Below are 20,811 nucleotides of genomic sequence, written 5' to 3' on the forward strand. Positions count from 1 at the left end.
ATCATTGCATTCTTGTGTTTCTCCTGACGGAACAACTGAGCGAAGGTGGTGCCGGTCATGACCGACGCGCTGTCCGGGGTCCGGGTCCTCGACGCGGCCACGCTGTTCGCCGGCCCGCTCGCCGCGACGCTGCTCGGCGACTTCGGCGCCGACGTCATCAAGATCGAGCACCCCAAGGGCGACCCGGTGCGCAGCCACGGCGCGCAGCGCGACGGCGTCGGGCTCTGGTGGAAGATGCTCGGCCGCAACAAGAAGGCCATCACCCTCTACCTCGGCTCCCCCGAAGGACAAGACCTGTTCCGCCGCCTGGCCGCCGACGCCGACGTGGTGATCGAGAACTTCCGGCCCGGGACGCTGGAACGCTGGGGCCTGGGCTACGACACGCTGGCCGAGCTCAACCCGCGGCTCGTCCTCGCGCGGGTCACCGGGTTCGGGCAGACCGGCCCCTACGCCAAACGGCCCGGGTTCGGGACGCTCGCCGAGGCGATGAGCGGATTCGCCGCGATCACCGGGGAACCGGACGGCCCGCCCACCCTGCCGCCGTTCGGCCTCGCCGACGGCATCGCCGCCCTGACCACCGCATTCGCAATCATGACCGCGCTGCGCGCACGGGAGGAGACCGGCACCGGGCAGGTGATCGACCTGGCCATCATCGAACCGATCCTGACCCTGCTCGGCCCGCAGATCATCACCTACGACCAGCTCGGCGAGCTGCAGGCCCGCACCGGGAACCGGTCGCACAACAACGCGCCCCGCAATACCTACCGCACCCGCGACGGCGGCTGGGTCGCCGTCTCCACCAGCGCCCAGTCCATCGCCGAACGGGTGATGCGCCTGGTCGGCCGCCCCGAGCTCATCGACGAACCCTGGTTCGCCACCGGCACGGAACGCGCCAAACACGCCGACGTGCTGGACGAGGCCGTCGGGTCCTGGATCGCCGGACGCGACCGCGACGAGGTCGTCACGGCGTTCGAGGACGCGCAGGCCGCCATCGCGCCCATCTACACCGCCGCCGACGTCATGACCGACCCACAGTTCGCGGCGCTCGGCACCATCGCGACCGTCCCCGACGACGAACTCGGCCCGGTGAAGATGCAGAACATCCTGTTCCGGCTCTCACAGACCCCGGGAAGGATCGAGTCGGCCGGGCCACCGCTCGGCGCGCACACCGCCGAGATCCTCGCCCGCTACGGGGTGGACGAGGCCGCGCTGGACGACCTGCGCGCCAAGGGCGTGATCAAGTGACGACCCCGGTCAAGGAAGGCCAGAAATGACTACGCAGGATCCGCTGCTCGCGGCCGTCGCCGGCGGGGTCCGGCTGATCGAGCTGGGCCAGCCGTTCTTCACCGGCATGCCCTGCTCCCCCAACCACCCCGGATTCCGGATGACCCTGATCCGGCGGCACGGCGACATGGAGCGGCCCGACGGCGGGTCCGCCGCCAACGAGATCATCGTGACCGGCGGCCACGTCGGCACCCACATCGACGCACTCTCCCACGTCAGCCACAACGGAGAACTGCACGGCGGAATCTCCGCCGTCGACGCCCAGCGCGGCGGCGCCTTCAGCCATCACGGCGCCGAGAACCTGCCCGGCCTGCTGCGCCGGGGCGTGCTGCTGGACGTGGCCGCCGTCCACCAGGTGGCGACCCTGCCGCCCGGCTACGGCATCACCGCCGAGGACCTCGACCTCGCCGCCGAACGCGCCGACGCCGAACCCGGCGAGGGCGACGTGGCGCTGATCCGCACCGGCTGGTCCCGCAACTTCGACGACACCACCACCTACCTGGGCAAACAGACCGGTGTCCCCGGCGCGACACCAGCCGCCGCACGCTGGCTCGCCGACCGGGGCGTCGTCGCGACCGGCGCCGACACCACCGCCTACGAGCAGATCCCGGCGGGCGCCGGGCACGCCGTCCTGCCCGTCCACCGGATCCTGCTGGTCGAATCGGGCATCTTCATCCTGGAGCACCTGAACCTGGAAGCCCTCGCCCAGGCCGGGCTGCACGAGTTCGTGTTCGTGCTGGCCCCGCTGCGGATCAAGGGCGGCACCGGCTCCCCCGTCCGCCCCCTCGCGGCGGTAACGGCATGACCCCCGTCCAACGCCTCGCCGCCCTCGCTGCCTCGGCCGCCGCCGACGGGCTACCGGACGAGTTGCGCGCCGACGCCGCCCGCCGCGTCCTAGACGTCCTGGGCAACAGCCTGGCCGCCACGGCGGAACCCCCGGCCCGCGCCGTCGGGGCGCTCGTCGCCGAATGGGGCGGCGAGGGCCGCGCCACCGCGATCGGCACCGGTACCCGCCTGCCCGAACCCAGCGCCGCCCTGCTCAACGGAACACTCGCCCACTCGCTCGACTTCGACGACACCCATCTGCCGTCCGTCCTGCACCCGTCGGCGTCGGTGGTGCCGGCCGCACTCGCCGTCGCCGAAGCCCGCGGCGCCACCGGAGCCCAACTCCTGGACGCCGTCGGCGTCGGGATCGAGATCACCGTCCGGCTCGGCATGGCCGGATACGACCGCACCCTCGGCAACTCGGTGTTCTTCGAACGCGGCCAGCACGCCACCGCCATCTGCGGCACCGTCGGCGCCGCCGCATCCGCCGCCATGCTCTCCGGCCTGGACGCCACCGGCATCGCCAACGCCATGGGCATCGCCGCCAGCATGGGCGCAGGCATCCTGGAAGCCAACCGCACCGGCGGCACCGTCAAACGCATCCACTGCGGCTGGGCCGCACACGCCGCCGTCACCGCCGCCGGCCTCGCCCGCACCGGCATCACCGGCCCTCCGACCGTCCTGGAAGGCCGCTTCGGATTCCTCCAGGCATTCTGCGGCGACCAGATCGACCTGGACGCCCTCACCACCGGCCTCGGCGAGCACTGGGAACTGCCCGGCATCTTCTTCAAGCCCTACCCCTGCAACCACTTCACCCATGCCGGGATCGACGCCGCCCTCCGCCTGCGCGCCGCCGGCCTGGACCCCGCCGACATCGAGTCGATCGAACTGGGCGCGCCGACACCCGTCCTGCGCACCATCGGCGAACCCCACCAGGACAAGACCCACCCCAAATCCGGGTACCACGCCGCCTTCTCCGGCCCCTACACCGTCGCGGCGGCCCTGCTCGGCGGCGGCGGCCTCGGCGTCTTCCACGAGGACTTCACCGACGAGGCCGCCGCCGACCCCGACCGGCTCGCGCTCGCCGCGAAAGTGCGCTGCGTGCCCGACGCCCACTGCGACGAGATCTTCCCGCACCAGTTCCCCGCCGTCCTGCGCATCCGCACCCACACCGGCGCCGAACTGGAAGAACGCGTAGACGCCAACCGCGGCGGCCCCGACAAACCCCTTTCCGCCGACGAACTCGCGACCAAGTTCCGCCTCAACGCGACCCGCCACGTCCCCGAATCGCGCGCCGAGCAGATCACCGACCTCGCCTACGGCCTCGGGGACGTCGACGATCTCACCATGTTCACGGCACTTCTGCGCTGACCGGCCACCGAGTGCTCCATGGGGCGTGATGGAATCTCCTCAGCGCCAGAACGTCGCCTATACCCGCCCCGACACGGGCGCCCAGCAAGTAGGGACTCCCATACCCATGGACACATCGAAGCCGATCCGCCGCCGCGACGGAGATTCGTCGAGTAAGACGGTCGCCACCGTGGAACGCGCCGCGGACGTGCTCGTCCTGTTCGCCGAGCCCGGTTCGGTCACCCTCGGAGTGACCGAGATCGCCGAGCGGCTCAGCCTTTCCAAGGCCGCGGTGCACCGCATCCTCGCGTCCCTGCGGCTGCGCGGCCTGATCGAACTGGACCAGGACACCCGCCGCTACTCGCTGGGCCTCACCGTGATGCGGCTCGGACTGGCCTACCTCGACCGCATCAACATCCGCCGGATCGCCGCACCCGAACTCGCGGGCCTGTCCCGCTCCCTGTCGGAGACCGCGACCCTGTCGATCCGCACCGGCAACACGCGCGTGTACGTGGACCAGGTGACGCCCAGCCGCGAAGTCATCATGTCGGTCAGCCTCGGGATCCCGTATCCGCTGCACGCCGGGGGCTCGTCCAAGGCCTTCCTGGCGTTCCTGGACGACGAGGAGATCGACGCCTACTTCGCGGACACGCCGCTCGTCCGCCTGACGGAGCGCACCGTCGTCGCCGAGGACGTCCTCCGGAAGGAACTGAAGGCGATCCGCAGGCGCGGCTACGCCCAGTCGGTCTCCGAGCGGCAGCCCGGGTCGGCGTCGGTCGCCGCCCCCGTCCTGGACCACCACGGCAGGCCGGCGGGGGTGATCAGCGTCTGCGGCCCGGCCGAGCGCTTCCGCGGCGAGGCCAGGAGGTGCGCCGAAGCCCTGCTGGAGGTGACCGGCAAGCTGTCGGCCGAGATGGGATACAACGGCTGACGGGAGGGCCCCGGGGAGGTTCGGGGCCCTCCCGGGCCGTCACATGCCGTCGCCCGCCCAGCGGCCGGTCGACCGGCTGCGCACCGGCAGGGTGGACACGATGGGAGCCGGAATCGGGTCTCCCTCCTTCCACGCGCGGCCGGCACCCCAGTTGTGCCGCTGCTCGTCGGTCCGCTCGTCGGGGTGCTCGAGGTCGCCCAGCTCCGCGCCCCAGTCCGCCGACACCGGCCCGTGCTCGTGGTCGTGCCCGTGCTCGTGGCCGTCACCGGAGCCGTGCCCGGCCTGCATGCCGGCACTGTCGAGAGCCTTGGCGATGGCGATCAGGCTCTTGTCGGCACCCGTCCCGTTCGGCACGTAGTCGACGTCGTCCTTGCCCTGCTCACGCTGGAACTGCACGGAAGCCCGCAGGTCCCGCAGGTCCCGGTCGCTGCGCGGCGGGACGCCGCGGCCGATGTCGTGGCTGGACATCGACCAGCGCATGCGGCCGCCGCCGGGACCGTAGTTGACCGCCTCGCCGCCCCAGCGCAGCCACTCGTTCTGCGTGTACCAGTTGACCAGTTCGCCGTCGGAGCGCATCAGCCAGGTCACCCCGCCCTCCGGGGTGGTGAAGTGCCCGTGCTTGACCCGCGCGGGACGGAAGAAGTACGTGCCGGGGTCGAGCGTGCCGAAGTTGTACTCCATGCTGCCCTGCAGCGTGTACGCCTCCTCGTAGCACGGGTGGTGGGCGAGGCGGTGGTCGGTCCAGCCCTCCTGCGAGTGGACGAGGCGGGTGTAGAAACCGGTGACCGGGTCCACGTGCAGGTACTTGATGAACAGGCCCGGCATGGGACCGGCGTTGGGCACGGCGTCCCACTTCATCGCCTCGGTGTCCAGCACCGTCACCTCGCCGCGCGCGTCCGCCCAGCCCGGCGCGCCCACACCGTCCACCGCGTCGAAACCGGCATCGCCGTACTCGCGGTAATGCAGGATCCGCGTGCCCTCGCTGAAGGTCATCACGTCGGTCGGCACCCCCTTCGGCGCGTGCACGTAGCCGCCCTTGCCGATCGTCCGCCCGCCGTAGGTCATGGACCCTTCGAGGACGTGGTACTCGGTGTCGGCGTGGTGGATGCCCGGCCCGCGTCCCCAGTCGGTGTGGAAGTCGATGCGCAGCGAGGAGGAACCGTCCTCCTCGTCCACCGACAGGCGCCGCTCACTCGCCCGCCCTTCACCACCGATCAGTTCCGCGCCGTGCCAGACGTAGTCGTCCTGCTGGACCAGTTCAACGTGGGGTCGCATTTCATCACTCCTCTACGAGTACGGTGCGCAGTTCGCGCTTGAGCACCTTTCCGGCCGCGTTGCGCGGCAGTGAAGGAAGAAGACGGACGTCCTTGGGGACCTTGTGCCGGGCCAGCCGGCCGCCGAGGAACTCGGTGATCGCCTCGGGTCCGAGATCATGGCCCGGAGCCGCGACGGCATAGGCGACGATGCGCTCGCCCCACATCTCGTCGGGTTCGCCGACCACCGCGCACTCGGCCACGCCCGGGCAGCCCTCCAGGACCGTCTCGACATCGCGGGGATAGACGTTCACCCCGCCCGTGATGATCAGGTCCTTCTTCCGGTCGACGATCGTGATGTAGCCCTCCTCGTCCCGGACGGCGACGTCGCCGCTGGTGAGGAAGCCGTCCGGGGACAGGCACGCCTCGGTGGCCGCCGGGTCGCGCAGGTAGCCGTTCATCAGGAACGGGGAGCGGGAGAACAGCTCGCCGGGTGTTCCCGGCGGCACCTCCGCGCCGTCGTCGTCCAGCAGCCGCACCTCGGTCATGAACCACGGGTGGCCGACCGAGCCGGCCTTGCGGCGCGCGTCCGGCGGACGCAGGTCCGTGATCACGCCGGCCTCGGTGGAGCCGTAGACCTCGTGCACGTCCACGCCGGGGAAGCTCTCGATCACCCAATCCTTGAGCGGGACCGGAAGCGCGGCCGCGTTGAAGAAGAGGGTGTCGAGGCTCGACAGGTCGTGGGACCGCAGTGCCTCGTCGCCGAGCGCGCGGACGGCCTGCGCGTGCGTCGGTACGAGGAAGACCGACTGCGCACGGTGCCGCTCGATCAGCGCGAGCAGTCCTTCGGGGGCCCAGCGGGGCAGCATCACCACGGTGCCGCCGGTGAACACGGGCGCGTAGCCGAACGCGAACCCCGCGCCGTGGTACATCGGGGCCACCGCGATGGAGGTGCGTCCCGGCCCGAGCCTCCAGTCCAGCGCGGACATGTAGAAGGTCAGGACGCGGGACCGGTGGCTGATCAGGACGCCCTTCGGCTCGCCCGTCGTCCCGGACGTGTAGGCGATGCAGAACGGATCGCGCTCGTCGGCGGGCACCTGCGGATCCTCGGTGTCCGCCTCCGCGAGGGCCTGCTCGTACGATCCGCCGGCACCGATCGTCAGGTGGGTCCTGAGCCCCCCGGGCAGCGGTTCGACCCGGTCGGCCAGCGACTCGTCGTAGATGATGGCGCGCGCCCGGGAGTGCCCCATGATGAACGCGCTGTCGGCGGGCAGCAGCCTGGGGTTGAGCGGGACCATGACCAGCCCGGCCTTGGCGATGCCGGCCGCGATCTCGTGGTACTCCAGCCGGTTGCCGAGCAGCACGGCGACCGGGTCGCCCGGCGCCAGGCCCGCGGCGGCCAGCGCGTTGGCCAGCCTGCTGGACCGCTCGTGCAGTTCGCCGTAGGTCAGCCGCCGGTCACCGTCGATCACCGCGACCGTCTCCGGCACCGCGGAGCCGAACTCGCGGACTCCGCCGGCGATCGAGAGCGATACGCCGGGAACGCTCATGACACCCGGGTCTCGTTGATCAGCGTGCGCTGGACGCACCGGCCGCCGCTGACCCACTGCCACGTCCGGCTGCGGTTCTCGCCGTCCTCGCTGAGCACGATCAGCTCGAACAGCCGCATGTCGGCATCGCGCTTCTTGTAGACCCACGACAGGTAGATCGTGCTGTCGTCGACCGCCCAGAACTCGCCCTTGATGCGCTCGGTGTCGAACTCGCAGCGCCCGTCGCCCAGGTAGGTGCCCGGGAAACGGTGCTCCTCGGTCCGCCCGTCCGCCCAGGTGTACTTGTTGACCTGGTAGTAGTCCCAGGTGCCGTCGTCGGGGAGGCGGCAGGACAGCAGGGACCGGTGCTCGTCGGTGACCTTCCCGGACCGGTCCACGTAGGTGTAGGTGCCCTCCCACTCGCCTTCGTGGCGGGCCAGCAGCGGCATGTCCTCGCGGATGCCCATGGGTTCTCCTCGCTTGGTTCGGATCAGGACAGACCGGCGCCGACGAGACCGCCGATGCCGAAGGTCGCGGCGGCGGCCACGCCGCCGAGGGTCAGCTGCCGCAGCGCACCGCGCCACCAGGGCCGGGCGGTCAGCTTCGCCACGGCGGCGCCGGCGCCGAGCAGCCCGAGCACGCTCACGATCGCGGCGATGAGCAGGCCGTCGGCGCCGAGCATGAACGGCAGCACCGGGATGATCGCGCCGAGCGCGAAGGCGGTGAAGGACGAGCCGGCGGCCACGAAGGGGGACGGCAGGTCGTCGGGGTCCACGCCGAGCTCCTCGCGGACGTGGACGCGCCAGGCCAGTTCGGGCTGCGCGGACAGCTGGCGGGCCACCGCGTCCGCGGTCTTCTCGTCGAGCCCGCGGGTGCGGTAGAGGGCGGTCAGCTCCGCGAGCTCGCCCTCGGGGTTGCGGGCGAGTTCGGAGCGCTCCACATCGATCTCGGCCCGCATCAGCTCCGTCTGCGAGGCCACGGAGGTGTACTCGCCGGCCGCCATGGAGAACGCCCCGGCGGCAAGCCCGGCGAGCCCGGTGACGACCACGATGGAGGACGACGCTCCGCCGCCCACGACGCCGCTGATCAGGGCGAAGTTGGACACCAGCCCGTCCATCGCGCCGAACACCGCGGGGCGGAGCCAGCCGCCGGTCACATCGCGGTGCCCGCGATGGTGCTCCACGGGCGGGATCAGGGTCGCGGCCTCGGCGCTCATAGGGGGTCCCTCTCGACTCTTCAACACTCTTGTTTTACGACAGTATGTCGTGAAACAGTGTTTCGCAAGTCACTGCCGGGGCTTCTTCGGAAGCTTGCGGGCACGTCTCAAGGGAGGCCGCGAATGCCCTCGTCCCGTCCCCGTCCCACCTGGGCCCGGCCGCTGTCGGCCGTGCCCCTGCTGGCCGCCGCCGTGCTGGCCGCGAGCTCGCCGGCGGCGGCCGCCGCCGACGCCAAGCCGGAGATCACCGTCACCCCGTCCGAGAACCTCGCCGCCGGGACCGAGATCTCGGTGCAGGGCACGGGCTTCGAGCCGGAGACACTGCTGTTCGTCGCCGTCTGCGACAGCGCGAAGCCGCTCGGCAGCGCGTGCGACACCGGCAACTACGCCAAGGCGACCACCGGTGCCGACGGAACGCTGTCCACCAAGCTCAAGGTGGTCCCGACCTTCGGTGACACCGACTGCGCCAAGACGTCGTGCGCCCTGATGACGAACGATCCGGCCGATCCGAAGTCGACCCGCAACTACGTCACCGCGTCGCTCACCTTCACCGGCGGCGGGGGCGCGGCGGCCCCGGCCGCGGAGCCCGCCGCGGCGAAGGAGGACGAGGGCGGCTCCGGCGGCATCCTGCCGGCCGGCGGCGCCGTCGCGGTCGTGGTCGTCGCGGGCGTCGTGTTCTACCTGGTCAGGCGCGCCCGGTCCGCCCCCGCCGACCGCTAGCCCGCAGTGCGGCCGGGGGCGGGACGGGAACACCGTCCCGCCCCCGGCCGTCATCGTCGTCACCCGTCCTCGGCGGCCGCGATGTCCAGCAGTTCGGCATCGCGCAGGCACGCGCTGCGCCGTTCCCCGATGCTGACGAGTTCCGGCATCTCGTGCGCACAGCGGTCGACCGCGTACGGGCAGCGCGGATGGAACGCGCACCCCGGCGGCGGATTCACCGCCGAGGGCACCTCCCCGGTCAGCACCGGCAGCTCGCGCCGGGCCGGATCGGGCTCGGGGATCGCGGCCAGCAGCGTTCGCGTGTAGGGGTGCCGGGGCGCGGCGAAGATCTCCTCGGCCGGACCCCACTCCACCACGCGCCCCAGGTACATGACGGCGACGTGGGTCGCCAGATGCCGGGCGATGTCCAGCTCATGGGTGATCAGCACGTAACCGAGCCCGAGCGACTCGCGCAGATCCAGCAGCAGGTTGACCAGCGTCGCCTTCACCCCGACGTCGAGGCTGGCGGTCGGCCCGTCCAGCACGATCGCCCGCGGGGAGGCGGCCAGCGCCCGCGCGACGGTGGCGCGCTGCAGCTCGCCGCCGCTCACGCCGCCCGGCCTGCGCTCGGCGTACTCGGGCGGCAGCCCCACCTGCTCCAGCAGCTCGTGGACCCGCGCGGCGCGTTCGGCGTCCGAGGCGCCCAGCCCGTGCACGGCGAGCGGCTGCCCGATCGCGTGACCGATGCTCTTGCGCCGGTTCAGCGCCGACCACGGGTTCTGCGAGACGAACTGCACGGTGCGGCGCACCCCGCGCGGCAACCGCGAGCCGGCCGGAACGCCGCCGATGCGCACCTCCCCCATGGTCGGTCGCAGCAGCCCCACCGCCAGCCGGGCGAGGGTCGACTTGCCGCAGCCGGACTCGCCGACGATCGCGAGGGTCTCCCCGGGGCCCAGCGACAGCGACACGTCCTCAACGGCGTGGACGATCCGGCGTTTGCGCGGGTCGAGGACCTTTCCAAGGGCGAACCTGCGCGTGACGCGGTCGAGGTCGATCAGTGGCGCCTCGCTCGGGGGCGATGCGCTCGTGGACGTGGTCATGCGGGCTCCTCGGCGCGATGGCAGCTGACGGTGGCCTCGGACGTGACGATCGGATGCGGAGCCTCCTCCCGGCAGTGCTCCAGCACCACGGGGCAGCGCGGCGCGAACGGGCAGCCGGGACGGTGTGCGGCGCCGACGGCGCTGCCCGGGATGGCCCCGAGCCGCTCGCCCGGCCGGGTCCGGCCGGGCAGCGCGGCCAGCAGGGCCTTGGTGTAGGGATGCCGGGGCTCGCCGAAGATCTGCTGGATCGTTCCGGTCTCGACGAGCCGCCCCCCGTACATCACTGCGACCCGGTCGCAGACCTGCGCGACCACCGCGAGGTCGTGCGTGACGTAGAGGATGCCCAGGTCGAGCCGGTCCCGCAGGTCCAGCAGCAGCCGCAGCACCTGGGCCTGGACGGTGGCGTCCAGCGTCGTGGTGGGCTCGTCGGCGATCAGCAGGTCGGGGCGGCGCGCCAGCGCCGCCAGCACGATCAGCAGGCGCTGCAGCTGGCCGCCGGAGAAGCGGTGCGGGTAGTCGCGGGGCCGGTCCAGGACGGTGCGCAGCCCGACCTGCTTCAGCAGCGGGGTGAGGTCCTCCCCGCCGCCGTACCAGCGCAGTTGCCGCAGCACCGGGGTCGCCGGGCTGAGGGACGTCATCGGCCGCTGCGGGACGAGCCCGATACGGGTCGCCCGCAACCGGCGCATGCCCTCCTCCGGCAGGTCGACGAGCCCGGTGCCGCCGAAGTCCAGGCGGGCGGCCTTCAGGTGCGCGCCCTCGGGCAGGGTCCGGGTCAGCGCCGCGCACACGCTGCTCTTGCCGCTGCCGGACTCGCCGACCAGGCCGAGGACCTCGCCGCGGCGCAGCTGGAAGGTGACCCCGCGGACCGCGGGGACGGTCCGGCCGCGGTGACCGCGGTAGCCGACATGCAGGTCGTCGACGTCCAGGAGGATCCGCTCAGGCACCGGAGCCTCCGGCGGGACGCAGGTGGGCTACGCCGAGGCGGCTGATCCGCATCCGCGCCGGGTACATCGGTGCCACGGTGTCGCGCTGGCCGATGACCATCTTCGGGTAGGCGGGCGGGAACATCACCGCGTCCTCGGCCAGCGTGCGGTTGACCCCCTTCAGCAGCCGCGCGCGCTCGTCGTGGTCGGAGGTCTCCCACACCCGGTCCAGGGCCTTGTCCACGGCGGTGTCGCGGTACCCGCAGGCGAGGACGCTGCCGGACTGCGCGGGAGAGAGCGTGAGGTAGTTCGCGGCGCCGCTGGTGAAGCCGCTGGCGAACTTGTTCATGATCATCTGGTAGTCGCCGGAGATCCACCGCTGCGCCCACGGGCCGCTCTGCAGCACGTCCAGCTTCACCGTCACGCCGATCTTCTTCCAGTTCTCCACGAGGATCTGGGCGATGCCCTCGATGGTCTGGCCCGCCGCGATGGTGAGGGTGAACTCCCGGCTCCCGCCGGCGGCCGCGAGGAAGTGCTCGGCCTTCCCCGGGTCGGGGCGGGCGGGGAACGCCTTCAGCGCGGGGTCGTAGCCCAGTTCCGCGGGCCCGACCGGCCCCTGGCCGATGGTCGCGGCGCCGCCGAAGACCTTGTCGACCACGGCCTGCCGGTCCATCGAGCACGCGATGGCCTTGCGGAAGTTCCCGTCGGAGAACGGCCGGTCGCCGGCCTTGACGTAGGTCAGGATGTCGATGGGGGCGTCCACCTTGTGGACGGTCGTCCGCTGGTCTCCGCGCAGCAGCGGCAGGGCGGCGACGGGCAGGTTCGTGGCGATGTCGACCTTGCCGGCGCGCAGGTTCACCGCGCGCGTGGAGCCGTCCGGGATGATCTGGTATTCCATCCGCTGGAAGGGGGCCTTGGTCCCGTGGTAGTCCGGATACGCGCTCAGTGCGTAGCTCAGCCCGGCGGAGACCCGGTCCAGCCGGTACGGTCCGGTGCCCATCATCGTGTCCTTGCGCCCCACGAACGACCGGTGCGTGATCGGCAGGTTGGTCAGGTGCGACCGCATCAGCCCGTACCGGCGGTTGAGCTTGATCTCCACCGTGTGCCGGTCGACGGCGCGGGCGCCGGAGTAGTAGTGCAGGAAGTAGACGATCCACTCGCTGCCGCTGGCGAGGGCGGTGACGTGCTTGAGCGAGGCGACGACGTCCTCGGCCGTGAACTCGTCCCCGTTGTGGAAGGTGATCCCCTTCTTGAGCGGGATCGTCATGGTGAGGCCGTCGTCCGAGATCTTCGGTTCGGCGCTCGCCAGCAGCGGGACCGACCGCAGCTCGTCGTCGTAGTCGTACAGCGACTCCATGATCGGCTCGGCGATCCAGCGGGTCACCTCGCTGCCGGAGTCGAGCGGGTTCATGTTGCTCGGACCGGCCTCGACGCCGATCCGCAGGGTGCTGCCCGCCGCGGACCCGCCCCCCGCGCAGCCGGCGACGCCGGCCAGCGGGAGCGCCGCCGCGCTCGACGCGAGCGTGGTGAGGACGCGCCGCCGGGACCAGCCCGGTCCAGGTGTGTTGGCCATCATCGAAACCTTCCGGTAGGTCATCGCGCGGTGCCCCGCTCGCCGAGGCGGTCGGCCAGCGCGTCGCCGATCAGGTTGAAGCCGAGGATTCCGGCGAGCATCACCGCGCCGGGCAGCACGGAGTACCACCACACGCCGCCCGGCAGGTAGCCGGTGCCGCCGCCGGTCAGGTTGCCGAGCGTCGCCTGCGGGAGCTGGACGCCGAGGCCGAGGAACCCGAGGCCGCCCTCGGCGAAGATGGCCAGGGCCATGGCGAGGAACGCCTGCACGACCATGCCCGGCATCACGTTGGGCAGCAGTTCGCCGAGCACGATCCTGGACCGCGAGACCCCGACGACCCGCAGCGCGGGCACGTAGTCCTGCCCGGCCTCCGCCATCGCGGCCGAGCGGGCGACCCGTGCGAAGTAGGGGATGAACGCGAACCCGAGCAGCAGCACCACCTTGGCGGTGATGGTGACCGGGACGGGCCCCACGTGCCCGGTTCCGGTTCCGGTGAGGCCGATCACGAACATGGCGAGGACGAACATCGGCAGCGCCTGGACGGTCTCCAGCACGCGCATGATGAGGTCGTCCAGCAGGCTGCCGCCGAGGTAGCCGGCCAGTATCCCGAGCGGCAGGGCGATGAGCAGGCCCAGCACGACCGCGGACAGGCTGACCAGCAGCGACACCCGCGTTCCGGCCGCCGTGCGGGCCAGCAGGTCGCGTCCGAGCTGGTCGGTGCCGAACAGGTGGTCGAGGCTCGGGCCCGCCAGCACGGTGGGGCTGCCGGCGTTGGGATCGGGCGTCACCAGCGGCCCGACGACGGCCAGCAGGCAGAAGAGCCCGGCGCAGCCGACCCCGAACCAGGTCAGGGCGTCCTTCGGACCGTCCCACGTCCGGCGGCGGCGCCCGGCGGGGGCGGCGCCGTCCCGCTCGGCGAGCTTCTCGGCCGGGCCCGTGGCCGCCTGCGGATGTACTACGTCCCGTACCTCCTGGTTCACGTCGCTCATGAGGTTTCCGTCCCGGAGAGGACGCTCTCCTTGATGTGGGGGTCGATGACCATCTGGGCGATGTCCACCAGCAGGTTGGTGAACAGGTAGAGGACCGCCACGGCCAGGCAGCATCCGGCCGCGACCGGATAGTCCTGGCGGCGGAAGGAGTCGACCATCAGCTGGCCGAGCCCGGGGATGCCGAACACGTTCTCGATGAGGATGGCGCCGCTGAGCAGCATGCCCAGCATCAGCCCCATGACCGTGACGGTCGGGATGGCCGCGTTGCGCAGCGCCACCTTCCGCACGACGCGCCGGCGGCGCATCCCCATCGAGGTCGCGAAGGACACGTAGTCGCGGTCCAGCGTCTCCAGCAGCGAGCCGCGCAGCGTCCGGGCGACCACGGCGAAGGCCGGCAGGCCGAGGACGAAGGACGGCAGCACCATGGAGGCCAGGTGCCGTCCGAGGCCCTGCTCCGGCGGCACGTAGCCGACCGGGAAGACCCCGGTGATGTACACCCCGAAGACCAGGACGCAGGCCAGGCCGAGCCAGAAGCTCGGCACCGAGAGCGCGACCACGCTGAACACGCGGACGAAGCCGTCGAAGAACGAGCCGCGGCGCAGGGCCGCCAGGCATCCGGCGACGACGCCGATGGCCATCCACACCCCGCCGGCCAGTACCGCGAGTTCCAGGGACACGGGGACGCGCTGGGCGAGGGACGTCCACACCGGCTGCCCGGAGAACACCGACTGCCCGAGGTCCCCGCTGAACATGCGGCCCAGGTAGCGGGCGTACTGCTCGGGGATCGAGGCGTTGAGGCCCAGCCGCTCGGCCACCGCCGCGCGCCCCTCCTCGCTGTAGCTGTAGCCGAGCAGCGTGTAGAGGGGACTGCCCGGTGACAGCCGCAGCAGGAAGAACACCAGCGAGACGACCGCGAACACGGTGACCAGCAAGGAGAGGATTCGCCGGATCAGGTAGAGGGCCAAGAGAGATCACCCCTTCCGGTGGTTAATCCCGGAATCAGGTTCCTGATAGAGGAATCAGGGCGCGATGGGTCCGATGGTAGGAGCCGCCGCGCCGGACCGTCGTCATCCGAACGATGGATTGCCCGGCAGGCCGTCAGCCTGCGGATTCGGCCGGATGGAGCTTCTTGAACGCGGTCCAGCTGGTCTCGCTCGGCGAGGACCACTCCGCGGGCGCGTGCTGGAACTCGGGCCTGCGCTCCTCGACGAACCGCCGGAGCCGGCCCGGCACCTCGTCCCAGCCGGCGACCTTCGCGCCGCGGCAGTGGTACACCATGGCGCCGGGCCGGTCGGCCATCCGCATCCACGGCACCCAGGGCGCGACACGGACCCACGACAGTGTGCACGGCACGCTGTCGAGCCCGGGGTCGTCCAGGTCGGCGGCGCGGGTGAAGAACTGGAACAGCTCCATCGCCCGGTAGACGTCGTCCCCGGAGTTCGCGGGGTACTCGGCGACCGGCAGTGGGGACGGGTAGGCCAGCAGCACGTCGGTGTTGAAGACCACGTCGTCGCCGATCCGCGTCCGGGGTGCACGGAACGGGCCGTACGGGCCTTCGGCGAGCCAGCGGAAGTCGACCGGGTCGTTCCAGACGTGCTCCACCGCCACGTTCTCGCCGGTGTAGCGGTTCTTCCAGTCGTCGGCGACCTCGCGGGTGACCGGGTCGAGATAGCTCGCCGCCTCCCGGCTGAGCAGTTCGACACCGCCGTCGACGGCCTTCGTCCGGGCGACGTTGACGCCCTCGAAGCCGAACAGGTGGTGCGGCCCGTCCCCGGGCAGCCAGGCGTAGACGTCTCCGGTCCACCAGACGAACGCCTCGGCTCCGCCGCGGACCGTGCGCACCCGGACCATGTCGTCCAGGTCCTGCCGGGGGTCGTGTTCGGGCGGCATGTCGGCTCCTCTCCGCGGCCGGCTCGCGAGCCGGGCGTTTTCACGACGACATGTCGTCAAAAGCTTGACGCCTGCCGCCATCTTGATGACACTCTGTCGTGAAACAACGTTTCAATGCAAGCCTTCTCAGCGCGCCGTCCCGATCGGCGGCGCGACGCGGACAAGGGAGATCCCGTTGACGAACACACAGGCCGAGGGATTCGCCGACCAGTTGCGGAAGGCGACTTGGACCGACCACGACGCGGCCGAGTACACCAACTACATGCAGGCGCTCCTCGGCGGCCAGATCTCCAAGGACGGCTACGCCGAGATGGTCGCCCAGCACTACTTCGCCTACGTCGCCATCGAGGAGGCCGGCCACGCGCTCGCCGCCGACCCGGTCGCCGGCCCGTTCGTGATCCCCGAACTGGAGCGCCTGGAGGCACTCGAGCACGACCTGAAGGTGCTCTACGGCGCCGGCTGGAAGGACGCGATCAAGCCGTCCAAGCCGACGATCACCTACGTGGCGCGGATCAACCAGATCGCGGACTGGCCGGGCGGTTTCATCGCGCACCACTACACGCGCTACATGGGCGACCTGTCCGGCGGGCAGGTGATCCGCAAGTCCGCGGAGCGCGCCTACGGGTTCAGCGGCGACGACGGCGTGGGCTTCTACAACTTCCCGAAGATCCCCGACTACAAGGCGTTCAAGTTCGAGTACCGCGACAAGCTGAACGCGCTCGGCCTGGACGAGGTGGAGAGCAAGCGGATCATCGGCGAGACGCTGCTGGCCTACCAGCTCAACACCGAGGTGCTGGCCGACCTCGGCAAGCGGATGTCCGAGTTCAAGGTCGCCTGACCGGCCACGATGGGATTTCCGCTGCACACCCGGCCGCTCGGCACCGCGCGCCTGCTGGCCGCGGCACCGGGCGGCCGCGCCGCCCGCGGCGCCGGCCCGTCCGGCACCGAGATCATCGAGACCGCCGGGGCGGCCGGGATACGCGGCCGCGGCGGGGCCGGGTTCCCGCTGGCCGTCAAGCTGCGCTCGGTCGCCGACTCCGCGGCGCCGCGCCGTTTCGCGGTCGCGAACGCCGAGGAGGGCGAGCCGGGGTCGGCGAAGGACAGGTTCCTCATCCGCGAGCGGCCCGGGCTGGTCGTCGAGGGACTCTCCCTGGCCGCCCGCGCCGCCGGCGCGGAACGGTCCTTCCTCTACGCCTCCGACCGGCTCGGGGCCGACGCGCTGGAGAAGGCGGCCGGCTCCGTTCCGGACATGGAGGTGGTCCGGGTGGAGCCCTCCTACGTCGCCGGCGAGGAGACCTCCGTGGTCCGCGCGATCAACGGCGGACCCGCGCTGCCCGCCGTCAAGCCGCCCCGTCCCTGGCAGGAGGGCGTGGACGGCGCGCCGACGCTCGTCGCCAACGCCGAGACACTCGCGCAACTGGCCCTGGCCGTGCGGCTCGGCCCGTGCGCCTACCGGTCGGCCGGAACCGGCGACTCGCCCGGCACGTTCCTCGCGACCGTGTCCGGCGGCGGCCGGGCCCCCGTCCTGTACGAGGTCCCGTACGGCGTACCCCTGCGCGAGCTGGCCCGTGCCCACCTCGGGGACGCGGCGGTGACCGGCGTTCTGGCGGGCGGCCTGGCGGGCGGGTTGCTTCCCGCCGGCCTGCTGGGCCTGTCGCTGACGCACGCGGCGTTCACCGCGGCCGGCAGCACCCTCGGGTGCGGAGCCTTCGTGCTTCTCACGCAGGAGTGCCCCGTCGAGGTCGCGGCCGGCGCGGCGGCCTTCCTCGACCAGGAGAACGCCCGCCAGTGCGGCCCGTGCATACGCGGCACGCAGGCGATCGCCGGGCTCCTCGGCGGGCTCATGTCGGGCACTGCCGGGCCCGGCGAGGTCGCCCGCCTGGAGCGGATGGCGGGCGGGCTGGCCAGGCGCGGCAACTGCGCCACCCCGGACGCGGCGGGCGTTCTGGTCGCCTCGCTGTTCCGCCATCACCGCGCCCTGGTGAACGAGCACGCCGTCCGCGAGTGCGCCCGGTGTGCCCGAGTACGGCCCTTCGACATGCGGATCCAGTTGGGAGAGTCACCATGAAGAAAGTCGTCATAGACGCCGCCGCCTGCGATGGCCAGGGGTACTGCAAGCGCTTCGCGCCCGAGGTCTTCGACCTGGACGAATGGGGCTACGGCAAGGTGATCAGGGAGGAGATCCCCGACGAGCTGGTGCCGGGCGCCGAGGCGGCGATGGAGGCGTGCCCGATGCAGGCGATCAAGCTGCTGTGACCGGGGAAGGACGAGCCGCCCCCGCCGGAGCTTGCGGCGGGGGCGGCCCGTCTTCGCGTCCCGGACCCGGATCACGGACGGGCGCCCGCTCAGGACAGTCCCGACTCCGCGCCGAGCTCGGTCGTGATCGCGGTGTTGGCCTCGAACGCGCGGGTGCCCTCGGCGACCAGCGCGTCGACGTCCTCCGCCTTGACCGGGACGGCGTTCATGCGGGTGTGGTAGTCGCCGATGAAGGCGGTCCGGTCGGGGATGCCGGCGAAGTCGTAGAACCGCATGCCCTCGCCCTCGGGCAGCCCGTAGGTCGTGGTGAGCATCTTGGCGAGCGTGGCCCCGCCGTGCAGGTAGCCCGCGTAGCGGATCCAGTGGTGCGGCACGAGCCCGAGCGGCCACTCCTCCCGGACGTGCCGCAGCCGGGCCACGTAGGCGTCGGTGCCGGGGGACGGGGTCAGCTCCGCCCGCCAGTCCGTCCCGTAGAAGTAGGCGAGGTCGCGCTCGATCGCCTCGGTGCGGTTGAGTTCGGGGAGGTACAGCCCGCCGACGGCGGGGTCGCCGCGCAGCGCCTCGGCCGTCTCCTCCAGCGCCGAGTAGACGAAGTGGAAGCGCACCAGCCAGCGACTGTAGTCCTCCTTCGGCAGCTTGCCCTGGAACATCGCGAGCATGTACGGCGTCTGCTCGGCGGCCTGGTGGGCCTCCGTCGTCCCCTGGTAGAGCAGCTTGGACAGGGGCTCGCGGTCAGCGGTGGTCTCGGCCGGCATGAGAACTCCTTTTCACGACATGGTGTCTTAAAGATAACGACATAGTGTCGTGAAAACAATGCCCTCGGCCGGCCCGCCGAGGGCGCGGCGGCCATGAGAAGATGAGGCATGCCTAAGATCTCGGCCACCACTCTGGGTGAGCACCGTGCGCAGACGGTGGACCGCGTCTTCGACGCGGTCGCCCAGCTCTCCCGTGACCGCGGCATCGACACGATCTCCATGACCCAGGTGGCGACCGCCGCCGGAGTGACCCGCACGGCGCTCTACAACTACTTCCCGGACAAGGCGGCCCTGCTGCTCGCCTTCACCGAGCGGGTCACGACGTACTTCATCGAGAGCTTCGAGCGGGGGCTGCCGAAGAACGCCGACGCCACGGCCCGGCTCCGCGCGTTCATCCGCCTCCAGCTGCGCGGACTGCTCGCGCACCCGCATCCGAGCGCGGCGGAGGTCACGGCCGCCCTCGGGCCGGACGCCTACGAATCGCTGGCCGCCCACGTCGCGCCCATGCAGCGCATCCTGACCGGGATCCTCACCGAGGGAATGGAGTCCGGCGAGTTCCGGCGGGCGGACGTCGAGGCCACCGCGCGCAGCATCCTCGCCGTCGTCGGGGCGGAACGCCTCCCGCTCATCAGCGGTGCCACCACCGTCCGCAAGTCGGAACGGAACGTCACCGCCTTCGTCCTGAGGGGCGTCACCACGGCACCCGCGAGCACGGCACCCGCCGGCGGGAAATGAGAACGGTGCGGTGCGCCGGGCGGGACATCCCGTTCCCGGCGCGCACCGCACCGTCCGTTCGTCCCTACCGGGCACTCACGATTCGCGCCTGCGGCGCGGAATGATGAACAGCGCGGCGCCCCCGGCCATCACCAGGGCCGAGGCGATGAGCGCGTACGTGGGAAGGCCGTCGGGGCTGCCGGTGTAGGGAAGCTGGCCGTCGGGCTTGCCGCCTCCGGTCTTGCCTCCACCGCCTCCGCCGTCGTTCCCGCCGCCATCGTTTCCGCCGCCCCCGCCGTCGTTTCCGCCGCCGCCCTTGCCGAAGGTCAGCGGGACCTTGGCCAGCACGTGGGTCGGGTCGAGGAGGCTGGTGGCGGCGATGACGCAGGCACCGGCCTTGGCCGTGCAGTCCACGTCGCCGACCTTCTCGACCAGGACGATCGCCTTCGGCCCTCCCTTGCCCGGCGTCCAGTTGCCCTTGGCGTCGCTCTTGCCCCCGACCAGGGCCTTGTCGTTCACGCAGGCACCCTGCGCGAGCACGGGCTTGCACTGGCCGATGACGATGGCCTGCAAGTCCGGGTCGAGGCCGGAGAACGACTCGACGGTGATCGAGTCGCCGGCCTTGACCCCGGTGGTCTTGCTCATCTTGAGCGCCGGAGCCGCGAGCGCGGTCGGCCCCAGGCCGAGCACGCCCACCGCGCCGATCGCGGACACGACGCCGAGGCGCCGGTACAACGAGCGCATGTTTCCTCCTGCTGGTTGTCGGAACGGTTCGCGGCCGGTACGCCTCACGGGCCGGCCTGGGACATCGGTGGACGGGCGGAACGGAGCGATTCGGCGATCCGCGCCGGGCGCGGAGCCGTGAACTCGGCGGTGACGCGGCCGTCCCCGAGCACGCACGCCCGGGTGCCGACCGCGACCCCCACGCTGATCACCGGTTCGGCGATGACCGCGCCGGCGCCCGCCTTGAGCAGCCGCCGCACGAGCACCGGCAGGGTCTCCAGGTGGGGTCCGGCCAGTCCCGGGGTGAGCCCGTCGATCAGCAGCAGCCGCGGCCGGGACAGCAGCGCCTCGGCCAGGCCGAGAAGCCGGTACTCCCCGTCGGTCAGCGCGCCCAGCGGCGACCGGGCGCGGGCCCGCAGCATCGGGAAGACGTCGAGGACGGACGCGCCGGGCCGCGGCTCGTCTCCCCGCAGCCGTGCCCGTGCGGCCAGGTGCTCTTCGACCGTCCGGGTTCCGGCGCCGGCGGGCGCGGGGCCGACGTAGTGCCCCACCCCGATCCCCCTCGGCTGCTCGGCGCCCTGGAGGAGGACCGCGCCGTCCGACAGCGGTACCCGGCCGGCGAGGACCGCCACGACCGTCCGTGCGCCGGGCCCGAAAAGGGCGATCGCCTCGCCCCGCCCGACCTGGAACCCGACGCCTCGCAGCCCGCCGGGCTCCGGCGCGGTCGCCAGGTCGCGCACCTCCAGCAACGGCGTGCCGGGGCCGCCCGTCCTTGTGGGACGGGGCCCGGAGCGCACGCCC

General features: G+C 71.9%; 22 protein-coding genes. 9 read left to right on the plus strand and 13 right to left on the minus strand.

Annotated features, from left to right (window positions below; all coding sequences use genetic code 11):
* The first annotated feature begins 57 nt into the window (after window positions 1–57).
* The 4 genes from HUX53_RS37235 to HUX53_RS37250 all read left to right on the plus strand — a co-directional run bounded on the left by HUX53_RS37235 (window position 58) and on the right by HUX53_RS37250 (window position 4,390).
* Complete coding sequence (locus tag HUX53_RS37235) at window positions 58–1,245, plus strand: CaiB/BaiF CoA-transferase family protein (RefSeq protein ID WP_176407965.1); 1,188 nt, start codon at window positions 58–60, stop codon at window positions 1,243–1,245.
* Window positions 1,246–1,270: 25 nt separating this feature from the next.
* Window positions 1,271–2,089, plus strand: a complete 819-nt coding sequence (locus HUX53_RS37240) for a cyclase family protein (RefSeq protein WP_176407966.1) — start codon at window positions 1,271–1,273, stop codon at window positions 2,087–2,089.
* Window positions 2,086–3,480, plus strand: a complete 1,395-nt coding sequence (locus HUX53_RS37245; protein ID WP_176407967.1) for an MmgE/PrpD family protein — start codon at window positions 2,086–2,088, stop codon at window positions 3,478–3,480. Before HUX53_RS37240 ends, HUX53_RS37245 begins: the two co-directional genes overlap by 4 nt.
* Before the next feature lie 106 nt (window positions 3,481–3,586).
* Window positions 3,587–4,390, plus strand: a complete 804-nt coding sequence (locus HUX53_RS37250) for an IclR family transcriptional regulator (protein ID WP_176407968.1) — start codon at window positions 3,587–3,589, stop codon at window positions 4,388–4,390.
* Window positions 4,391–4,429: 39 nt separating this feature from the next.
* Here HUX53_RS37250 and HUX53_RS37255 read toward each other — a convergent pair whose 3' ends face one another.
* Genes HUX53_RS37255 through HUX53_RS37270 form a run of 4 tightly spaced genes read right to left on the minus strand, consistent with a single transcriptional unit; the run spans window position 4,430 to window position 8,388 of the window.
* A complete protein-coding gene (locus HUX53_RS37255; protein ID WP_176407969.1) occupies window positions 4,430–5,665 on the minus strand; it encodes a DUF4437 domain-containing protein in 1,236 nt (411 codons plus the stop codon).
* Between the two features lie 4 nt (window positions 5,666–5,669).
* Window positions 5,670–7,193 (minus strand): class I adenylate-forming enzyme family protein, encoded by a 1,524-nt coding sequence (locus tag HUX53_RS37260; RefSeq protein ID WP_176407970.1) that lies wholly within the window; start codon window positions 7,191–7,193, stop codon window positions 5,670–5,672.
* Window positions 7,190–7,639, minus strand: coding sequence for a DUF3598 family protein (locus HUX53_RS37265; protein ID WP_176407971.1), 450 nt, complete (start codon window positions 7,637–7,639; stop codon window positions 7,190–7,192). Before HUX53_RS37265 ends, HUX53_RS37260 begins: the two co-directional genes overlap by 4 nt.
* Before the next feature lie 23 nt (window positions 7,640–7,662).
* A complete protein-coding gene (locus HUX53_RS37270) occupies window positions 7,663–8,388 on the minus strand; it encodes a VIT1/CCC1 transporter family protein (protein WP_176407972.1) in 726 nt (241 codons plus the stop codon).
* Window positions 8,389–8,511: 123 nt separating this feature from the next.
* On the opposite strand from HUX53_RS37270, the gene HUX53_RS37275 reads away from it, so the two are divergent.
* Window positions 8,512–9,108 carry a neocarzinostatin apoprotein domain-containing protein gene (locus tag HUX53_RS37275; RefSeq protein ID WP_176407973.1) on the plus strand — a complete coding sequence of 199 codons (597 nt, stop codon included), beginning with the start codon at window positions 8,512–8,514 and terminating at the stop codon, window positions 9,106–9,108.
* Between the two features lie 59 nt (window positions 9,109–9,167).
* Here HUX53_RS37275 and HUX53_RS37280 read toward each other — a convergent pair whose 3' ends face one another.
* From HUX53_RS37280 to HUX53_RS37305, 6 genes are all read right to left on the minus strand, one after another.
* Entirely contained in the window at window positions 9,168–10,187 is a 1,020-nt protein-coding gene (locus tag HUX53_RS37280) for an oligopeptide/dipeptide ABC transporter ATP-binding protein (protein WP_176407974.1), read from the minus strand.
* Entirely contained in the window at window positions 10,184–11,131 is a 948-nt protein-coding gene (locus tag HUX53_RS37285; RefSeq protein WP_176407975.1) for an ABC transporter ATP-binding protein, read from the minus strand. Before HUX53_RS37285 ends, HUX53_RS37280 begins: the two co-directional genes overlap by 4 nt.
* Window positions 11,124–12,686 carry an ABC transporter substrate-binding protein gene (locus HUX53_RS37290; RefSeq protein ID WP_176407976.1) on the minus strand — a complete coding sequence of 521 codons (1,563 nt, stop codon included), beginning with the start codon at window positions 12,684–12,686 and terminating at the stop codon, window positions 11,124–11,126. Before HUX53_RS37290 ends, HUX53_RS37285 begins: the two co-directional genes overlap by 8 nt.
* A 17-nt stretch (window positions 12,687–12,703) precedes the next feature.
* Window positions 12,704–13,672 carry an ABC transporter permease gene (locus HUX53_RS37295; RefSeq protein WP_176407977.1) on the minus strand — a complete coding sequence of 323 codons (969 nt, stop codon included), beginning with the start codon at window positions 13,670–13,672 and terminating at the stop codon, window positions 12,704–12,706.
* Complete coding sequence (locus tag HUX53_RS37300) at window positions 13,669–14,637, minus strand: ABC transporter permease (RefSeq protein ID WP_176407978.1); 969 nt, start codon at window positions 14,635–14,637, stop codon at window positions 13,669–13,671. Before HUX53_RS37300 ends, HUX53_RS37295 begins: the two co-directional genes overlap by 4 nt.
* A gap of 133 nt (window positions 14,638–14,770) precedes the next feature.
* Window positions 14,771–15,562 (minus strand): DUF1838 family protein, encoded by a 792-nt coding sequence (locus HUX53_RS37305; protein ID WP_176407979.1) that lies wholly within the window; start codon window positions 15,560–15,562, stop codon window positions 14,771–14,773.
* A 175-nt stretch (window positions 15,563–15,737) separates the two neighbouring features.
* On the opposite strand from HUX53_RS37305, the gene HUX53_RS37310 reads away from it, so the two are divergent.
* Genes HUX53_RS37310 through HUX53_RS37320 form a run of 3 tightly spaced genes read left to right on the plus strand, consistent with a single transcriptional unit; the run spans window position 15,738 to window position 17,818 of the window.
* Complete coding sequence (locus HUX53_RS37310; protein ID WP_255205997.1) at window positions 15,738–16,400, plus strand: heme oxygenase (biliverdin-producing); 663 nt, start codon at window positions 15,738–15,740, stop codon at window positions 16,398–16,400.
* Window positions 16,401–16,409: 9 nt separating this feature from the next.
* Complete coding sequence (locus HUX53_RS37315; RefSeq protein WP_176407981.1) at window positions 16,410–17,630, plus strand: NADH-ubiquinone oxidoreductase-F iron-sulfur binding region domain-containing protein; 1,221 nt, start codon at window positions 16,410–16,412, stop codon at window positions 17,628–17,630.
* Window positions 17,627–17,818: a ferredoxin gene (locus HUX53_RS37320; protein ID WP_176407982.1), complete on the plus strand. Its 192-nt coding sequence runs from the start codon at window positions 17,627–17,629 to the stop codon at window positions 17,816–17,818. The genes HUX53_RS37315 and HUX53_RS37320 overlap by 4 nt, the downstream gene beginning before the upstream one ends.
* A gap of 89 nt (window positions 17,819–17,907) precedes the next feature.
* On the opposite strand, the gene HUX53_RS37325 is transcribed toward HUX53_RS37320, so the two are convergent.
* Complete coding sequence (locus tag HUX53_RS37325; RefSeq protein ID WP_176407983.1) at window positions 17,908–18,573, minus strand: heme oxygenase (biliverdin-producing); 666 nt, start codon at window positions 18,571–18,573, stop codon at window positions 17,908–17,910.
* Window positions 18,574–18,681: 108 nt separating this feature from the next.
* Here HUX53_RS37325 and HUX53_RS37330 point away from each other — a divergent pair, with 108 nt between their 5' ends.
* Window positions 18,682–19,308, plus strand: a complete 627-nt coding sequence (locus tag HUX53_RS37330) for a TetR/AcrR family transcriptional regulator (RefSeq protein ID WP_176407984.1) — start codon at window positions 18,682–18,684, stop codon at window positions 19,306–19,308.
* A 75-nt stretch (window positions 19,309–19,383) separates the two neighbouring features.
* Here the strand turns inward: HUX53_RS37330 and HUX53_RS37335 are convergent, their stop codons facing one another.
* A complete protein-coding gene (locus HUX53_RS37335) occupies window positions 19,384–20,031 on the minus strand; it encodes a hypothetical protein (RefSeq protein WP_176407985.1) in 648 nt (215 codons plus the stop codon).
* Between the two features lie 44 nt (window positions 20,032–20,075).
* The gene (locus HUX53_RS37340; protein ID WP_176407986.1) at window positions 20,076–20,807 is read right to left on the minus strand and encodes a hypothetical protein; all 732 of its coding nucleotides are present in this window, start codon (window positions 20,805–20,807) and stop codon (window positions 20,076–20,078) included.
* Between the last annotated feature and the right edge of the window lie 4 nt (window positions 20,808–20,811).

This window comes from Actinomadura sp. BRA 177 (assembly GCF_013372625.1).
Taxonomy (GTDB): Bacteria; Actinomycetota; Actinomycetes; order Streptosporangiales; family Streptosporangiaceae; genus Spirillospora.